A 16,684-nucleotide genomic window follows, 5' to 3' on the forward strand; every position below is an offset into this window, starting at 1 on the left:
CTCGCGGCGGCTGCGCAGATCGCTCTCGTAGCTGTACTGGAGGGCGGTGGAGGAGGTGATGACGACCCGTCCGCGACCGTCGAAGGTCTGCTTGACCGCCACCTCCTCCTGGTCGCCGCGGGTGCGCATGCCCTTGGTGAACGCCCCGCTGTAGCAGCAGTCGAGCATCAGGATGGTGCGCCGGCTGCGGCTCTGCTCCATGCAGTCGGCGAGGAAGTCCGCGCCCACCGCGGTCGCGGTCAGCGCGTCGAGCTCGCTGTCGCGGGTCACGAAGTGCAGCCGGTTGCGGCGGTCCTTGCGGCCGTGGCAGGACAGGTGCAGCAGCAGGGTGTCCTCGGCGGTCGCGGAGTCGAAGAACCGCTCGATGGCCATCCGCCAGCTCCGGGTGTCGCGGTTGACCAGCACCTCCACCTCGAACCCGCCGATCTCCGGGTTGCCGAGCACCGTGCGCAGGCTCTCGCCGTCGGCGGCGGCTCCGGGCAGCGGCGCGAACCGGCCGTCCTCGTACGTCTCGGTGGCCAGCACCAGGGCGCGCTTAGCCATCGGAGCCCTCCGGGCGCTCCACCGGCCCGGCCTGCTCCGCGCGAGCGGTCTGCTCCGCGCGAGCGGCGGGCCCGGCCTGCTCGGCGCGGACGGCGCTCTCCAGGTGCGCGAGGAACGCCTCGACGATCCGGCGGCGTTCGGCCGGCGACCCGGCCGAGAGTTCGAGCCGGTCGCCGCCCACCTGCAGGGTGACCGTTCCGGAGGCCCGGCGGGCCAGCCAGTCCTGGACCAGCAGGACCAGCGAACGGACGGCGGGCGCGCCCGCAAGCCCGAGGATCAGCGAGCTGTACGCGGTGACGTCGCCGGCCCGGGTGCCCGCCGGGGCGGGACCGGCCGGCGGATGGGACAGCCGCAGCACGCCGCCCAACTGCTCGATCTCCTCGATCAGGGACTCCGTCTCGCGCTCGATCTCCTCCGCCCCGGCGCTCCCGTCGCCGTAGTCCAGAGCGACCTCGACCGGCTCCACTGCTCGACTCACGCTGCCTCCCCCTGCAGGATGTCCGCCCGTTCCCCCCGTGCCCGCAGGATGGCACAACACCCTTGCCGCAGCGCGTTGTTCGGGATCTCCGAGGCCGCTCCGAGACCTCTCGAACACGAACGGGTGACACCGGACGGCCGGAGCCGCTCCGCCCGCATGGCCGGCCGCCCGGTCGGGCACTCAGCAGAGGACGGCACCGTTCCCGCGGCCCCGCCCGCGGCCCGTCCGAGAAGGAGCACCGTGGCCCCGCAGAAGTCCCCGTCCGGCAACCCGTCCGGCATGGGCGGCGCTCCCCCGCCGCCACCCGGCCCGGCCAACCCGCCGCCCCCGCACGGCAGATGACAACCGATCAGGTGTAGCGGGCGACCCGCTCGCGGAGGGCGGCCCCGGTCTGCGGCCACTCGCTGTCGATGATCGAGAAGATCGCGGCGTCCCGCAACCCGCCGTCCTCGCCGGGCACCCAGGACCGGCCCGACCTCCGCAGCACGCCCTCGAACCGGGCGCCGACGGCGGCGATCGCGGCCCGCGAACGGGCGTTGCGCGCATCGGTCTTCAGGTCCACCCGGGCCACGCCCCACTGCTCGAACGCGTGCTGGAACAGCAGCAGCTTCGCCTCGGCGTTGACGCCGGTGCCCTGCGCCGAGGCCGCCAGCCAGGTGAACCCGATCTCCACCGCGAACAGCACGTCGGTGTCCGGCAGCGTCCGCGGCTCCCAGTACGCCGTCACCCCGACCGCCCGGCCGCTGGCCGCCGCGATCTGCGCGTACGGCGCGAGCCGCCCGTCCGCGGCCCGCGCGTGCTGCGCCTCGATGTACCCGGCGACCTCCTCGGCCCGCGGCACCCAGGTGAACCCGTAACTGTCCCGGGCCTCCTCCACCGCCCGCGCCAACTCCCCGGCATGCCGCTGCTCCAACGGCTCCAGCCGCACCAACCGGCCTTCCAGCACCGGCCCTTCGAGTCGGTACCCCATCCCGCTCCCCCTCCGTCCGCCCGCCGATCGTGATCGCCAGCGAACCGCCCGCCGCGACCGACCGTCAACCGGGTTTCACCATCCGGGCGGCGGGCCCGCTCCCGTCCCGGGCGGGCCCGCCGGGTCTCGGAGGGGTCAGGCGTCGGGGGCGAGTTGGGCGAGGGCGTCGAGGAGGGCGGCCTCGGCGGCGGCCTTGTCGAGGCCGAGGCCGGTGAGGATGCCGGCGCCGGCCTCGTGCTCCAGCAGGGCGAGCAGGAGGTGCTCGGTGCCGACGTAGTTGTGGCCGAGGCGCAGCGCCTCGCGCATGGTCAGTTCGAGGGCCTTCTTGGCTCCGGCGTCGTAGGGGACGAGCTCGGGGGCGTCCTCGACGGCGGGCGGCAGGGCCGCTTCGGCGGCGGCGCGGACGGCATCGAGGGCGATGCCCCGGGTGGCGAGGTAGGCGGCGCCGAGGCCCTCGGGTTCGGCGAGCAGGCCGAGCACGAGGTGCTCGGTGCGGACCTCGTCGTTGTGGGCATCCTTGGCGGCCTGGTGGGCGGCCATCACGACGTTGCGGGCGCGGGGGGTGAACCGGTTGAAGCCCTGCGCGGTGTCGATCTCGGTGACCTCGCCGGGGTCCTTGGGGACGAAGCGCTTCTGGGCGGCCTGGCGGGTGACGCCCATGCTGCGGCCGATGTCGGTCCAGGACGCGCCGGAGCGGCGGGCCTGGTCGACGAAGTGGCCGATCAGGTGGTCGGCGATGTCGCCGAGGTGGTCGGCGACCAGGACGGCGTTCGACAGCTGGTCGAGCGCCTCGGGGTAGGACTTCTTGATGCCCTCGATCAGGTCGTCGAGCCGGATGGAGGATTTCGCTCCTGCGGTGTCAGCCATGAGGCAACCCTAGGTTGACAGTCCGAGAGTGTCAACCGTCGGTTGACAGTTGCCGTACCGGCCGTTTTCTACCGGCCAGTAGGGCTGTTTCGGTCGAGTTCACCCGCCCGCCGTCCGCTGTCTTGTCCGTGTCACAAGGACCCCAGTTGACTGCACAACATCGATCGCCCGACACCCTCGGAGCCCCCATGCCCGCCACCCGCACCACCCGCCTCGCCGCCGTACTCACCGCAGCGGCAGCCCTGTTGACGGTTCCTCAGGCCGTCGCGCACGCCGAGAGCGCCCCGCTCACCGTCGCCCCGCTGAACGTGCTCACCTACAACACCTTCCTGATGAGCACCTCGCTCTACCCGAACTGGGGCCAGGCCTACCGGGCGCAGGCCATCGCGGGCGCGGACTTCTTCCAGGGCCACGACGTGGTGGTGCTGCAGGAGGCGTTCGACAACGCGACCTCCGACGCGCTGGTCGCGAAGGCCTCGGCCGCGTACCCGCACCACACCCCGGTGGTCGGCCGCTCCACCAGCGGCTGGGACGCCACCTCCGGCAGCTACAGCAGTGCCACGCCGGAGGACGGCGGGGTGGTGCTGCTCAGCAAGTGGCCGATCCTGCGCAAGGAGCAGTACGTCTTCAAGGACGCCTGCGGCTCGGACTGGTGGTCCAACAAGGGCTTCGTCTACGCGCAGATCGACGTGAACGGCCAACGCACCCACGTGGTCGGCACCCACCTGCAGTCCACCGACTCGGGCTGCTCCAGTGGCCAGGCCGCCGACATCCGCGGCAAGCAGCTGCGCGCCATGAAGGCCTTCCTGGACGCCAAGCAGATCCCGGCGAGCGAGCCGATCGTGCTGGCCGGCGACCTGAACATCGACTCGCACGGCGGCGAGTACCCGGCACTGCTGTCCAACGGCAACCTGGCCCCGGCCACCACCCGCGACGGCTGGGCGAACTCCTTCGACACCGCCGACAACTCGATCGCCTCCTACCGCTACCCCGGCGACCCCAAGGAGGACCTGGACTACGTCCTCTACCGGGCCGACCACGCGCGCCCGCAGCAGTACACCAACACCGTGCACCGATTCCACAGCGCGCCGTGGACGGTCAGCAGCTGGGGCACCTCGTACACGTACACCGACCTGTCCGACCACTACCCGGTGATCGCCGGCTGATCGGTCGCCGGCAGCAGTGGCCGGCACACGGACGGGTGCCGCCCGGAGGAGTCCGGACGGCACCCGTTCGGCAGGGTCCGCGGAAGGGACCGGCGGCAGGTCTCAGCAGCGCGGCAGGTCTCAGCGGCGCGGCTGGGCGAACCGGACCATGTTGCCCGCCGGGTCGCGGAACGCGCAGTCACGCACCCCGTACGGCTGGTCCATCGGCTCCTGGAGCACGTCCGCGCCGGAGGCCCGGATCTGCTCGAAGGTCGCGTCGCAGTCGGCGGTGCGGAAGTTGACGGCGCGCAGCAGGCCCTTGGCGAGCAGCTCGGCGGCGGCCTGCCGGTCGGCGTCGGTGGCGCCCGGGTCGGCGACCGGGGGTTCCAGCACGACCTCCACGTCGGGCTGGGTCGGCGAGCCGAGGGTCACCCAGCGCATCCCCTCGAAGCCGACGTCGTTGCGCACCTCCAGTCCGAGCGCGTCCCGGTAGAAGCCGAGCGCGGCGTCGTGGTCGTCGACGGCGATGAAGCACTGCGAAAGCTTGATGTCCATGACCCCGACGCTACTGACCGGCGTCGGCTTCCGCTTCTCCGTTCCTGATCTCCTTCGCCGCGGCGGTGCCCGGCCGCCCGGTGTCGGTGCCGCGGATCGGGCGGGTGAGGTACATCGCCACGCACGCGGTGATGTGCTCGGCGGCGCTGTGGTCGCGGGCCCGGTAGGCGCTGGGGCTCTCGCCGACCAGTTCGGTGAAGCGGCTGCTGAACGACCCGAGCGAGGTGCAGCCGACGGCCATGCAGACCTCGGTGACGGACAGGTCGCCGCGCCGCAGCAGCGTCTTCGCCCGCTCGATCCGACGGGTCATCAGGTAGCTGTACGGCGTCTCGCCGTACGCGGTGCGGAAGCTGCGCTGGAAGTGGCCGACGGACATCAGCGCCACCTTGGCCAGTGCCGCGACGTCCAGCGGCTCGGCGTAGTCGCGGTCCATGGTGTCGCGGGCCTTGCGGAGCCGCTTCAGGTCGTCGATCTGCACGCCGCCCAGGCTAGCGCCGAAGGCGGTGCGCCCGGCTTGTCGATCACCCGGTGATCACACCGCGACGACCTGAACGAGCGTCAAAAGCCGTGGTCAGGGCGACACTCCGGCGCGTCGCTTCGTTGATCGCGCCCTGGCCCGCTGCTAGTTTCTGAATCACGCGAGGGAGCCCGGTGGAGTGGCCGAGAGGCGAGGCAGCGGCTTGCAGGGCCGCGCACATAGGTTCGATTCCTGTCTCCACCTCCTCGCTCCCTTCGAGGTCCGCCCCCGCCCGGAAGAGGCCGGGCGGCATCGAAGGAGGAGTGGTTTTCCGATGCCCATCGCCACCGTCAATCCGGCCGACGGCCGCACCGTCGAGGTCTTCGATCCGCTGGACGAGGCCGCCGTGGAGGCCCGGTTGGCACGCGCCCAGTCCGCGTACGAGTCCTGGCGGCTGACCACCTTCGCGCAACGCGCCGAACTGATGCACCGGGCAGCCGAGTTGCTGGACAAGAGCAACGACCGGGTGGCCCGCACCATGACGCTGGAGATGGGCAAGCCGCTCGCCCAGGCACGGGCGGAGGCCGCCAAGTGCGCGAAGGCGATGCACTGGTACGCGGACCGCGCGGAGGCGCTGCTCGCCGACGAGCACCCGGCGGCGGAGGACGTCGTGGACTCCGGCGGCGGGTCGGCGTTCGTCCGCTACCGGCCGCTGGGCCCGGTGCTGACGGTGATGCCGTGGAACTTCCCGTTCTGGCAGGTGGTCCGGTTCGCCGCGCCCGCGCTGATGGCGGGCAACGTGGGCCTGCTGAAGCACGCCTCGAACGTGCCGCGGACGGCGCTCGCGCTGGAGGACCTGTTCGTCCGCGCCGGGTTCCCGCTGGGGTGCTTCCAGACGCTGCTGATCCCCTCCCGCGCGGTGGAGGCGGTGATCCGCGACGAGCGGGTCACGGCGGTGACGCTGACCGGCAGCGAGGGCGCGGGCCGCGCGGTGGCCCGGGTGGCCGGTGACGAGGTGAAGAAGACCGTCCTCGAACTGGGCGGCAGCGACCCGTTCCTGGTGCTGCCGTCGGCGGACCTGCCGGCCGCGATCGCCAAGGCCGTGACGGCCCGGGTGCAGAACAACGGGCAGTCCTGCATCGCGGCGAAGCGTTTCATCGTGCACACCGACGTGTACGACGAGTTCCTGGCCGGCTTCACCGCCCGGATGCGGGCGTTGACGGTCGGCGACCCGATGGCGGAGTCCACCGAGGTCGGCCCACTCGCCACCGAGCAGGGCCGCACCGACGTCGAGGAGCTGGTCACCGACGCGGTCCGGCTCGGCGCGGGCCTGGCCTGCGGCGGCGCACGACCGGACGACCCGGCGCTGGCCGACGGCTGGTACTACCTGCCGACGGTGCTCACCGACGTGACGCCGCGGATGCGGATCCACCACGAGGAGGCGTTCGGCCCGGTCGCCACCGTGTACCGGGTCGCCGACCTGGACGAGGCGGTGGCGATCGCCAACGACTCGCCGTTCGGCCTGAGTTCCAACGTCTGGACACGCGACGCGGACGACCGGGAACGCTGTGTGCGCGACCTGCGCGCGGGCGGCGTGTTCTTCAACGGGATGACGGCCTCCCACCCGGCGTTCCCGTTCGGCGGGATCAAGCGCTCCGGCTACGGGCGCGAGCTGTCCGGTCACGGCATCCGCGAGTTCTGCAACATCACCACGGTGTGGTCCGGCAGCTGACCGCCGGCAGCGCGCACAACATGGTTCGGGGCCTGCTCGGAAAACGCTTTCCGAACGGGCCCCGAACCGTTGTGTACGTGATGTGTACGTGAGTTGACGGGAGTGCGCGGCGAGGCCGGTCGGGCGTGCCGTGCCGGAGGCCGGTCAGGCGCGTCGCGGCGGAGGCCGGTCAGGCGCGTCGCGGCGGAGGCCGGTCGGGCGCGTCCCGGCGGAGGCCGGTCAGGCGTGCCGTGGCGGAGGCCGGTCAGGCGTGCCGTGGCTGGTGCGGATGGGCGTGCTCGTAGCGGCCCCAGAACTGCGAGACGAAGGCCACCACGGTCACCCCCCACACCACCGCGAACACGATCAGCAGCCAGAGTTGGGTCACCTGCGGGGCGACCAGGGCCAGGCCCAGCGAGAGGGCCAGCAGGAAGACCAGCGAGGAGTTGTGCTTCTCGGTCAGCCAGGCGTACGTCCCCCGCACCGGACGGGGTCCGGTGGCTCCGGCAGCAGTCGCGGGCATGGCTCTCACCTCCGAAAAGTTGGCCATCTGTTCGAGTATCCCGCCGGTCGGCGGACCCGGCAGCCCGGGTAGCATCGCCGCGAGCACCGACGAGGGGGTCGTGAGTGTCGATACGCGGGGGGCTGCGCAGCCTGGAACGACAGGCGTCCGCGCTGCCGGACGGCGCCGAGCTGTTCCGGCTGCGCCCGGACGGCCGGGTGCTGCGCGCCGACCGCGCGGGGGCGCGGGAACTCGGACCGCAGGACCCGGACAGCGGGCTGCTGCGCTTCATCGACGAGCAGCAGTACGCGCACTACTTCATCGGCGACGCGGCGACCTCGCCGGAACGCCCGTCGAACGCCACCTACAAGCTGGGCCTGGTCGCGCCGCACACCGCGTTCACCCCGCACGCGCACGGCGGCGAGCACCTGGTGCTGGCGCTCGGCCCGGCGTCCTGCGGACTGTACGACGCGCACCGCCGCCGGGTGGTGGCCGTCGACCTGGCGCCAGGCACGCTGATCCGGATCCCCGAGCTGATGCCGCACTCGTTCGGCAACCGCAGCGACAACCGGCTGGCGATCCTGGCCGCGAACACTGGCTACGGCATCGACCACGAGGACTACGCGATCACCGCGGAGGTCGCCCAGCAGCGCGGTCAGCACGAACTCGCGGCAGCGCTGCGCGAGGTGACGTCACGCCAGCGCGTGGGTACGGTGACCGTGCGGGAACGCCTGGCGCACCGGCTGCACCGCATCGCGGCGGCCCTGGAGGACTCCCGGTGACGTCGACGCCCGTCCGTCCTCCGTCGAACTCGCCAACCGCGCGCACCACTTCGCCCGCATCACCCGCCATGACGACCAATCCGCCGATCGAGCACGCCCGATGACCCGGGAGAACGCCCGATGATCTGTCCGAACTGCCGGACCGACCGACGCCAGCGCGAGCGCACCAATCACACCTGCTCGAACTGCAAGAAATCGTTCGCGCTGGACCCGAAGGTGGAGCCGGGGCGCCTGCACGACCTCAAGTTCCGTGAGCTGGTGGCCAAGTGGACCCCCGGCGGCCTGCGGATCACCGTGGAGCAGCTGTACTGGCTCAACGAGCGCCGCCTGCACCGCTTCCCGACCAGCGAGGAGCGCGCCGGCAGCAACGTGGGCGGCGCCGTGCTGGCGGTGGTCGCGGTGATCGCCGGCTCGCTGGCGGTCGGGATCGGCAGCTTCAGCTGGTTCCTGCTGGGCCCGGTGATGCTGGTCGCCGGAGGCCTGGCGGTGCAGCAGTTCCGGGGCGCCCGGCGGCTTCGGGCCGACGCTCCGATGCGGCCGCAGGTGACCTTGAGCGATTTCGAGCGCCGGGTGATCTTCCGCTGGCGGGTGGTCCACCGCGACCTGCCGGCCGGGCTGGTGGAGTACCCGCCGGACGGTTCGAAGCCGACGACGGTCAAGGCGCAGGCCGTGGTGCTGTGCGAACTCCCCGCCGTGGCGGCCTTCCTGCGCACCAACAACTTCGCGGAGCGCCACCGGCTGCTCCTGGTCGACGAGTTGGCGAAGGTCCCGGCCGATCTTCCGGTCGTGGTGCTGCGCGACCTGTCGCTGTCCGCACTGGCCTGGACGGTGGCGGTCCGGGCGGCGCTGCCCGGTCGGCGGGTGGTGGACTGCGGGCTCGCGCCGCGCGCGGTGTTCGCCCCGGCGAAGGCGGTGCGACTGCGTGACCACACGGGGCCGCGGCAGGCGCCGTCGGCGCTGGGCGGGTCGACGGGCTGGCGGCGGCTGACAGAGCGGGAGCGCGACTGGCTGGCGAACGGCTGGTACTCGCCGCTGATCGCCGTGCCGCCGCCGAAGCTGCTCGCCCTGGTCGAGAAGGCCGTCGAACGTGCCACCACCGCCCCCGCCCCCGCGGCGGAGGACCCTGCCGAGACCCGGCGGCGCGCGGAGCGGATCGGCTTCCTCAGCTGGCCGCAGGCCCTGCCCGCGCCGCACTCGCCCGCCGACGCCACGTCGGTCCGGCATGCGGACGGCGCGTCGGCCCGGCCCGCGGACGGCGCGCGATGATCTGCCCGAACTGCCGGGAGAGCGTGGGGCGGCGCGAGCGTCACGGACACCGCTGTTCGCGCTGCGGCCGGACCTTCGCGCTGGACCCGAAGTCCGAGCCCGGCCGCCTGCACGACCTCAAGTTCCGGGAGCTGGTGGCCAAGGGCACCGGCGGCCGCCTGCGGATCACCGTGGAGCAGCTGTACTGGCTCAACGAGCGCCGCCTGCACGGGTTTCCGGGCCCGAAGGCGCACCGAGGGCACCTCGTGATCGGCACAGTCGTGACCGCGGGCGCGCTGGCGGCCGGCTCGTTCGCCCTCGGCGCCGACGGGCAGGTCTGGCTGTTCGCCGCCGGTCTGGGCGCGGTGGTCGCGGTGCGGGAGTTCCACACGGCGTGGCGCCTGCGGGCCGGGGCGCCGTTCCGTCCGCGCCTTTCGGAGATCAGGTTCCAGTACCAGGTGATCGACCGCTGGCGGGAGGTCTACGGCGGGCTGCCGACCGGGCTGATCGAGCATCCACCGGCCGGCCCGACGGGAGGCGCGGTCGAGGCCCGGGCCGTGGTGCTGTGCGAAGTCCCCGCCGTGGCGGGCTTCCTGCACGCCAACAACTTCGCAGAACGTCACCGGGTGCTGCTGGCAGACGAGTTGGCGCAGGTCCCGGCCGCGCTGCCGGTCGCGGTGCTGCGCGACCTGTCGCTGTCCGCGCTGGCCCGCACGCTGGTGATCCGGTCGGCGCTGCCCGGCCGGCGGGTGGTGGACTGCGGGCTCGCGCCGCGCGCGGTGCTGGAGCCCGCGAGGGCGGTGCGGCTGCGCGACCCGAGCAGGCCACGGCTTCCGGCGGCGCTGGCGGCCGCGCCGGGCTGGCAGCGGTTGACCGACCGGGAACGGGAGTGGCTGACGGCCGGCTTCCGCTCGCCGCTGATCACCGTGCCGCCGCCGAAGCTGCTCGCCCTGGCCGAGAAGGCCGTCGAACGCGCCGTCGCCGCCCGGGCCCGAACGGTGGAGACTGCTGCCGAGACCCGGCGGCGCGCCAAACGGATCGGCTTCCTCACCTGGCCGGAGGCGGCACGGACCCGGCCTGCGGACGGTGCCCGATGACGGAGGGACGCGGCGTGACCCCGATACCCGACCGACTGCTCGACCGGGCCGTCCGGCGAGCGGCCGAGCGCTGCGCCCATCCGGGCCGTCTCGCCTTCACCGCACGGCAGTTGTACTACGAGACGGACCGCACGCTGCTGCCGCTGCACCGCGGCCCGCTCCGGCTGCGCTACACCACCCGGCCGCTGCTGTCGGCGGAGCGCTTCGCGGCGGCGCTCGCCCGGAACCCCCAATTGCCCGTGCTGCCCGACCTGGTGGCGCCCCGTCCGCACCGGCCGGGGCCGGAGGGCGACCTGTACGACTACGCGTTCCCCCGGCTGCTGGTCTGCCAGGATCCGACGATCGCCGCGATGCTGATCGCCAACCGCCTGCACCTGGAGGGGGCTTGCCCGATCCTCGCCCCGGAGCGGCTGCCGCTGGACACCCGGCTGCTGGCCGCGTTGCAGCGCGCCGAGGACGCGGTGGTGCACGTGCTGCACGACGCCTCGCCGGCCGGACTCGACCTGTTCCGGCGGGTGCGCGAGCACGCCGGCCCGAGGCTGCGGGTGCGCACCATGGGCCTGCTGCCGCGCCACGCCGCAGCCCTGCACCTGGCCGCGCTCGCCGGTCGGCCCCGTTGCGACGCCGACGACCTGCCCGCGGAGCTGCCGACCGCCGAGCGGGCCTGGCTGGCCCGCGGCCGGGTCGCCGAGCTGGCGGCCGTCCGCCCGGCCCGGCTGCTGCGGACCGTGCTGCGCACCGTCCGCGGCGGCGGTTTCGCTCCGCCCGCCCGCCCGGCCGCGCCCACCCGGGCCCGCGACACCGGTTTCCTGACCTGGCCGACGCCCTGACCCCCGAGGACTCTGGACGATGACCCAGCCACCCGAAATCACCTACAGCGACGAGCTGTTGGCCGACGGCACGGTGCACCGCCGGTACTCCGACGGCCGCAACGAATGGCGCAGCCGCAGCTCCGACGGCCGGATCCACTGGCGCGACGACCGGGGCGACTCCGGCACCGACGAGCGGCTCGGCCGCGACCTGGTCAAGCGCTCCCACGCCGACGGCCGGGCCGGCTACGGGCGCGACATCGGCTACGGCCGCACCGTCTGGGGCCAGGGCCAGTACGTGCTGGTCAACCGCAGCTCGTTCCCGGGCCGGCTCGGCGTGGTGCTGGGCGCGCTCGGCCTGGGCGCGGGCATCGCGGCCGTCCAGTACGCGCCGGAGCTGCTGTCGTCCGACGAGGAGGAGGAGCTGCGCCGGGAGGCCGAGCGCGCCCGCAGCTCGGGCGACGGCGGCGGCGGTGACGGTGGCGGCAGCAGTGACGGCGGCGACGACGGCGGGTTCGACGACGGGTTCGACGATCACGGCGGCTTCGGCACGGCCGGGGACGGCGGGGACGATCACGGTGCCCACGGCGACGCCTGGGACGGGGACGACTTTGGCTGAGTCGCACCGCCCGGCCGCGACCGGGTCCGGGTCCGGGTCCGGGTCCGCCGGGGTCCGCACCGCTTCCCGCCCGGCCCGCTACACCGTGCTGTCGCTGCCCGCCGACGGCCGCCGCCCGTCCGAATCCGGCCTGGTGGCAGGCCCGTTCGAGGCCGGCGGCCGGGCCGTCTCGGCGGCGCTGCTGACCGGCGTGCCCGGCTTCGCGGACGGTCCGTTCACCGTGGACGGCCGCACCGCGGTCGGCGAGGTCACCCTGCACAACCGGGACGAGCTGCACGCCGCCCTGGCCGCCGCCGGGCGCCCCGCCGAACCCGGTACGCCGGACGGGGAGTTGCTGCTGCGCTGCTGGCTGGCACTCGGCCCGGAGGGGTTGCGCGCGGCCGACGGCATGTTCACCCTCGCGGTGCTGGACGGCCCGGACCTGGTGCTGGTCCGTGACCACACCGGCGCCCGCACCGCCTTCCACTGCCGCACCCGGGACGGCGGCTGGGCGGTCTCCAGCTCACTCCGCGCGCTGCGCCGACGCCCGGACGTGGACACCGGGTTGGACCTCGCCGCCGTCCGCTCGTTCCTCACCTTCGCCTACCTGCCGGGCACCGAGACGCTGCTGCGCGGGGTCTCCGAACTGCTGCCCGGCAAGGTGACCCGGCTGGGCGCGGACGGCTCGGTGCGCATCGAGGAGTTCTGGGAGCCGCAGGCGCGGACGCTCGACCGCACGGACGACCAGTACGCCTCGGGCCTACGCGAGTTGCTGGAGCGGGCGGTGGCGCGGCGGCTGCCGGACGGGCAGGACGTGGCGGTGCTGCTGTCCGGCGGGGTGGACAGTTCGCTGGTGACGGCGCTGGCCGCCCGGCTGCACGACCGGCCGGTGCACACCTACTCGATCAGCTTCGGCAACGAACTGCCCAACGAACTGGGCTACTCGGGCCTGGTCGCCGCCCACTGCGGCACCCGGCACCGGGTGCTGACGGTGCCGGGCGAGCAGGTCGCGGCGCGCCTCGCCGACACCGTCGCCCTGCTGGACGGCCCCGTCGGCGACCCGCTGACGGTGCCGAACCTGATGCTCGCCGAGGCGGTGGCCGGCGACGGGCTCTCCGTGTCGCTGAACGGCGAGGGCGGCGACCCGGTGTTCGGCGGACCGAAGAACCTGGCGATGCTGGTCTTCGAGCTGCTCCGCGACGACCCGTCCGAACAGGCCCGCGCCGACGCCTACTTGCACACCTACCGCAAGTGCTGGGAGGACCTGCCGGTGCTGCTCACCGGCGAGGCGCTGGCCGAACTGGACGCGCTCGGCCCGGCCGCGCACCCGCGCCGGCACGTCGCGCCGTACCTGACGGACCGCCGAATGCCGTCGCTGCTCGACCAGTTGCTGCACTGCAACCTGCGCACCAAGGGCGCCCACCACATCCTCACCAAGGTGGAGCGGCTGACCGCCTCGCAGGGCGTCCAGGGCCGCTCGCCGCTGTTCGACCGGCAGGTGGTGGAGCACGCGTTCGCCACCCCGCCGGCGCTCAAACTCCGTGCCACCGAGGAGAAGTGGATCCTCAAGGAGGCGGTCCGCGACCTGCTTCCCGACACCGTCACCTACCGGCCCAAGAGCGGCATGCGGGTGCCGGTGCAGCAGTGGCTGCGCGGCCCGCTCAGCGAACTCACCGGCGACCTGCTGCTCGGTGCCGGGGCCCGCGCCCGCGGACTGTTCCGGGCGGACACGGTGGAGACCTGGATGCGCGGCGGCGGACTGCTGCTGCCCCGCCAGGGCGGCAAGCTGTGGCTGCTGCTCACCCTCGAACTCTGGCTGCGCGCCTACGACTTGTGACCGATGGAGCACCACTGATGAATCTGATCGACCCGCGCACCGGCACCGTCCGCCGCACCCTCGCGCCCGGGCGTGCCACCGAAGTGTCGGCCGCCGTGGCCGCCGCCCGCGCCGCCCGGCCCCGCTGGTCGGCGCTCACCCCGCGCGAGCGGCACCGCAGGCTCGCCGCGCTCGCCGACCTGATCGAGCAGCACGCCTCCGCGTACGCGGACGCCGAGTGCGCCGGGACCGGAAAGCCCGTCGCCGAGGCGGCCGGTGAGATCGCCGAGGTCGCCGACCTGTTCCGGTTCTACGGCGGCGCGGTGCGGGCCGGCACCTCCCCCGCCGCGGGCGACTACCTGGCCGGGCACCAGAGTTGGGTGCGCTGGGAGCCGGTCGGCGTGGTCGCGGCCGTCGTGCCGTGGAACTACCCGCTGCTGATGGCCGGTTGGCGCTGCGCCCCCGCCCTCGCGGCCGGCAACACGGTGGTCCTGAAGCCCGCCGAGACCACCCCCGACACCGCGCTGCTGCTCGCCGCGCACGCCGAACAGGCCCTCGGCCCCGGCGTGTTGACCGCCCTGCCGGGCGACCGCGACACCGGTCGGCTGCTGGTCGGCTCCGGCTGCGACCTGATCGCCTTCACCGGCAGCCCCGCCGCGGGCGCCGAGATCGCCGCCCGCGCCGGCCTCACCCCCGTCAGCCTCGAACTCGGCGGCAACAGCCCCGTGTTGGTGCTGCCCGACGCCCCCGCCGACACCTGGCAGCAGCTCGCCGCCGCCTGCACCTACAACGCCGGCCAGAGCTGCGCCGTCCCCGCCCGGGTCATCGTCCTCGACGAGGCGTACGACGACGCCGTCGCCGCACTCGCCGCCGCGATGGCCGAACGCCACGCGGGCCGCGACTTCGGACCGCTCAACAACCCCGACCAGGCGGCCCGTTACGACCGGATCGTGGCCGCCAGCGCCGCGAAGACCGTCCGCACCGCGCCCGGCCGCACCGACGGCCTGTGGCGGCCCGCGACCGTCCTCGCCGACCTGCCCGCCGACGACCCGGCCGTGGTCGAGGAGGTGTTCGGCCCACTGCTCACCGTCCAGCGCGCCGGGAGCCTCGACGAGGCCGTCGCCCTCGCCGAGTCCGTCCCGCAGGCCCTCGCCGCCTCCGTCTGGACCACCGACCTCACCACCGGACTCGCCCTCACCGACCGTCTCTCCGCCGGCGAAGTCTGGCTCAACTGCCACCTCGCCCAATCCGCCGAACTCCCCCACAGCGGCCGCCGCTCCAGCGGCGCGGGCACCGACCTGTCCACCCTCGCCCTGCGCGAGTACCAGCGACCCAAGACGGTGACGGCCCGACTGGTCTGACGCCGAACCCACCGTCACGGCACGGTGTTCCCCGACGACGCACGGGAGCGCGGGGTACGGGGGAACGAATGGCGAGCTGCTGACCGGCGGGCGGGCCACCGCCGTTGCGGTCCGGCGACGCGGCACGGTGGTCGAGCGGCCCGCCGGGCCGAACGCCCGGGCCCGGCACGGGTTCCTGCGGGCGCTGCGGGCTGGGCGCGTTCACGGGCGCGCCGCTGCCGGTGGGTGAACCGGTGGGCAGGCGTGAGCAGTTGGCGTTCCGGTCCGGGGACGTCGCGGTGCTGCCGGATCCGGCCTGGGCGCTCGACGAGGGGCGCTGGTGTGGGTGGGCCGCCTGCTGCGCCCGCCGGCACGACGCCTTCGCCCGCACACCGTTCGACCAGGACGCTGGCTGGTCACGGGAGTTGCGAACCCGGAGGGCGGTTCGCTGCTCCGCCACAACGACGTGTGCGTGGAGAACGCGGTGTTCCGGTCCGGCGCGGCGGCAGCGCTGATTGGCTTCGACCTGGCCGCCCCCGGCCGACCGGTGTGGGACGTGGCGATGACGGCCCGCCGCTGGCCACCGGTCCTCGACCCGACCGCGGCCGCCTCCGAGTCCCGCACCGCCTACGCGTACGGTCTCTCCCCTGCCGACCGCACCATCCTGGCCCGGGCCGGAATGACGCCGGTCCGCCCCGCCGACGGCCGGGCCGTCGGCGGGGGCTCCGCCTACTCCACGTTGGTGGCGATCACGGTCCACGCATTGGTCGACGTGTCGTCCAGTCGGAGATCGAACGCGAAGGTGATCGGCCTGCGCTCGCGTGCGTCACCGCGGAGCACCTGCTCGCTGCGCCGGTCGACCTCGTAGTAGACGCCCTCCGCGTCGACCGCGACCCGGAAGACGATCGGGTCTCGCGAGACCAGCGAACGCACCGTGACCGACTTGACGACGGCGTTGCGCATGACGGTCCGATTGACCGTGCGCACGGACGTGAAGTCCAGGCTGCCGTCGTTCATGACCCACTCCTCCAGGAACCGCTCGACGGCGACCTCGAGAACCGCCCGGTCGAACCGGCCGTCGAGCACGCTCAGGTCGCCGACGGCGGCGTCGGCGTCCGTGCTCCACGAGATGTTGGTGAGCGACAGGATGTCGGTCGCACCCTTGACCGCGGTCTTCCCGGCCACCTCCAGCACCGCCTCGCGAGCGATCTCCTTCTGGTCCCAGCCGTCCGTCTCGATGGCGTTGGTCAGGTGGTACGCACCCTCGGCCGCCTGCTCGATCGACGACACGATCCACTCTCCGGCCTGGTTCTTGCGCAGCGTCCAGTACTCGACCGGGCGCGTCGAGTCGTCCTTGCGCACCGCGTCCGGGCCGTAGTCGCGGCGTACGTAGTCGTTGAGCGTCGCGGTGATCCGGAAGGTGACGGTGTCATTCACCTCGCCCGCGCGGTTCGCGACGTCGACCAGCTCGACCACCGGGCCGGAGACGATCTCCACGACGTTGACCTCGCCGCGCGACGCGTAGTCGTGCAGCTCGTCGGCCCACTTGCCGTAGAGCACCGGGGACAGGATCTGCTGCAGCGTGGCGTGGTCGTTCTGGGTCCAGGCCTGCTGGGCGATCGTGTACAGCCAGACGGCCCGGCGCTCGAGCGCGGCGCGATCGAACGTCGCATCCGTGTCGGCGATGGCATCGACCCGGGCCCCGACCTGGACGGCACGCTCGCTCGCCTGCTCGTCCGCGCGGTGCGCCGTCCGGTCCGACACCGTGT

17 protein-coding genes, 1 tRNA gene and 1 pseudogene are annotated in these 16,684 nt (G+C 73.6%); 11 read left to right on the forward strand and 8 right to left on the reverse strand.

Annotated elements, in window-relative coordinates; translation table 11 throughout:
• The 4 genes from IEZ12_RS09750 to IEZ12_RS09765 form a co-directional block, all read right to left on the reverse strand.
• Nucleotides 1–543, reverse strand: a 543-nt coding sequence (locus IEZ12_RS09750) for a caspase family protein (RefSeq protein WP_189271641.1), incomplete at its 3' end; no start/stop codon positions are given.
• On the reverse strand, nt 536–1,021 hold the full coding sequence (locus tag IEZ12_RS09755; protein ID WP_189271642.1) for an effector-associated constant component EACC1: 486 nt from the start codon (nt 1,019–1,021) through the stop codon (nt 536–538). The genes IEZ12_RS09750 and IEZ12_RS09755, both read right to left, overlap by 8 nt.
• A 349-nt stretch (nt 1,022–1,370) precedes the next feature.
• On the reverse strand, nt 1,371–1,991 hold the full coding sequence (locus tag IEZ12_RS09760) for a GNAT family N-acetyltransferase (protein ID WP_189271643.1): 621 nt from the start codon (nt 1,989–1,991) through the stop codon (nt 1,371–1,373).
• Between the two features lie 135 nt (nt 1,992–2,126).
• The gene (locus IEZ12_RS09765) at nt 2,127–2,858 is read right to left on the reverse strand and encodes a Clp protease N-terminal domain-containing protein (protein ID WP_100585482.1); all 732 of its coding nucleotides are present in this window, start codon (nt 2,856–2,858) and stop codon (nt 2,127–2,129) included.
• Nucleotides 2,859–3,046: 188 nt separating this feature from the next.
• Here IEZ12_RS09765 and sph point away from each other — a divergent pair, with 188 nt between their 5' ends.
• A complete protein-coding gene (gene sph, locus IEZ12_RS09770; protein WP_189271644.1) occupies nt 3,047–4,024 on the forward strand; it encodes a sphingomyelin phosphodiesterase in 978 nt (325 codons plus the stop codon).
• A 120-nt stretch (nt 4,025–4,144) separates the two neighbouring features.
• On the opposite strand, the gene IEZ12_RS09775 is transcribed toward sph, so the two are convergent.
• Entirely contained in the window at nt 4,145–4,558 is a 414-nt protein-coding gene (locus IEZ12_RS09775) for a VOC family protein (RefSeq protein WP_043907915.1), read from the reverse strand.
• A gap of 10 nt (nt 4,559–4,568) precedes the next feature.
• Nucleotides 4,569–4,991: a helix-turn-helix transcriptional regulator gene (locus IEZ12_RS09780; RefSeq protein WP_229847422.1), complete on the reverse strand. Its 423-nt coding sequence runs from the start codon at nt 4,989–4,991 to the stop codon at nt 4,569–4,571.
• A 217-nt stretch (nt 4,992–5,208) separates the two neighbouring features.
• Here IEZ12_RS09780 and IEZ12_RS09785 point away from each other — a divergent pair.
• Nucleotides 5,209–5,279: transfer RNA gene (locus IEZ12_RS09785), tRNA-Cys, on the forward strand.
• Between the two features lie 70 nt (nt 5,280–5,349).
• Complete coding sequence (locus IEZ12_RS09790; RefSeq protein WP_189271646.1) at nt 5,350–6,747, forward strand: NADP-dependent succinic semialdehyde dehydrogenase; 1,398 nt, start codon at nt 5,350–5,352, stop codon at nt 6,745–6,747.
• A 244-nt stretch (nt 6,748–6,991) separates the two neighbouring features.
• Here IEZ12_RS09790 and IEZ12_RS09795 read toward each other — a convergent pair whose 3' ends face one another.
• Nucleotides 6,992–7,249, reverse strand: a complete 258-nt coding sequence (locus IEZ12_RS09795) for a hypothetical protein (protein WP_152644846.1) — start codon at nt 7,247–7,249, stop codon at nt 6,992–6,994.
• A 104-nt stretch (nt 7,250–7,353) separates the two neighbouring features.
• On the opposite strand from IEZ12_RS09795, the gene IEZ12_RS09800 reads away from it, so the two are divergent.
• The 8 genes and pseudogenes from IEZ12_RS09800 to IEZ12_RS40550 all read left to right on the forward strand — a co-directional run.
• A complete protein-coding gene (locus tag IEZ12_RS09800; RefSeq protein ID WP_189271647.1) occupies nt 7,354–8,010 on the forward strand; it encodes a cupin domain-containing protein in 657 nt (218 codons plus the stop codon).
• A 120-nt stretch (nt 8,011–8,130) separates the two neighbouring features.
• Nucleotides 8,131–9,276 (forward strand): hypothetical protein, encoded by a 1,146-nt coding sequence (locus IEZ12_RS09805; protein ID WP_189271648.1) that lies wholly within the window; start codon nt 8,131–8,133, stop codon nt 9,274–9,276.
• Complete coding sequence (locus tag IEZ12_RS09810; RefSeq protein WP_189271649.1) at nt 9,273–10,352, forward strand: hypothetical protein; 1,080 nt, start codon at nt 9,273–9,275, stop codon at nt 10,350–10,352. The genes IEZ12_RS09805 and IEZ12_RS09810 overlap by 4 nt, the downstream gene beginning before the upstream one ends.
• Before the next feature lie 14 nt (nt 10,353–10,366).
• A complete protein-coding gene (locus tag IEZ12_RS09815; protein ID WP_189271650.1) occupies nt 10,367–11,182 on the forward strand; it encodes a hypothetical protein in 816 nt (271 codons plus the stop codon).
• Nucleotides 11,183–11,201: 19 nt separating this feature from the next.
• A complete protein-coding gene (locus tag IEZ12_RS09820; RefSeq protein WP_189271651.1) occupies nt 11,202–11,780 on the forward strand; it encodes a hypothetical protein in 579 nt (192 codons plus the stop codon).
• Entirely contained in the window at nt 11,773–13,596 is a 1,824-nt protein-coding gene (locus tag IEZ12_RS09825) for an asparagine synthetase B family protein (RefSeq protein ID WP_229847381.1), read from the forward strand. Before IEZ12_RS09820 ends, IEZ12_RS09825 begins: the two co-directional genes overlap by 8 nt.
• 17 nt (nt 13,597–13,613) lie before the next feature.
• A complete protein-coding gene (locus IEZ12_RS09830) occupies nt 13,614–14,936 on the forward strand; it encodes an aldehyde dehydrogenase family protein (RefSeq protein WP_189271652.1) in 1,323 nt (440 codons plus the stop codon).
• A 325-nt stretch (nt 14,937–15,261) separates the two neighbouring features.
• A pseudogene (locus IEZ12_RS40550) lies at nt 15,262–15,516 on the forward strand (phosphotransferase); the annotation flags it as partial.
• A gap of 128 nt (nt 15,517–15,644) precedes the next feature.
• On the opposite strand, the gene IEZ12_RS09835 reads toward IEZ12_RS40550, so the two are convergent.
• Nucleotides 15,645–16,684 (reverse strand): Tim44 domain-containing protein (locus tag IEZ12_RS09835; RefSeq protein WP_229847382.1); only part of this gene is annotated, 1,040 nt, incomplete at its 5' end.

This window comes from Kitasatospora griseola (assembly GCF_014648555.1).
GTDB lineage: Bacteria > Actinomycetota > Actinomycetes > Streptomycetales > Streptomycetaceae > Kitasatospora > Kitasatospora griseola.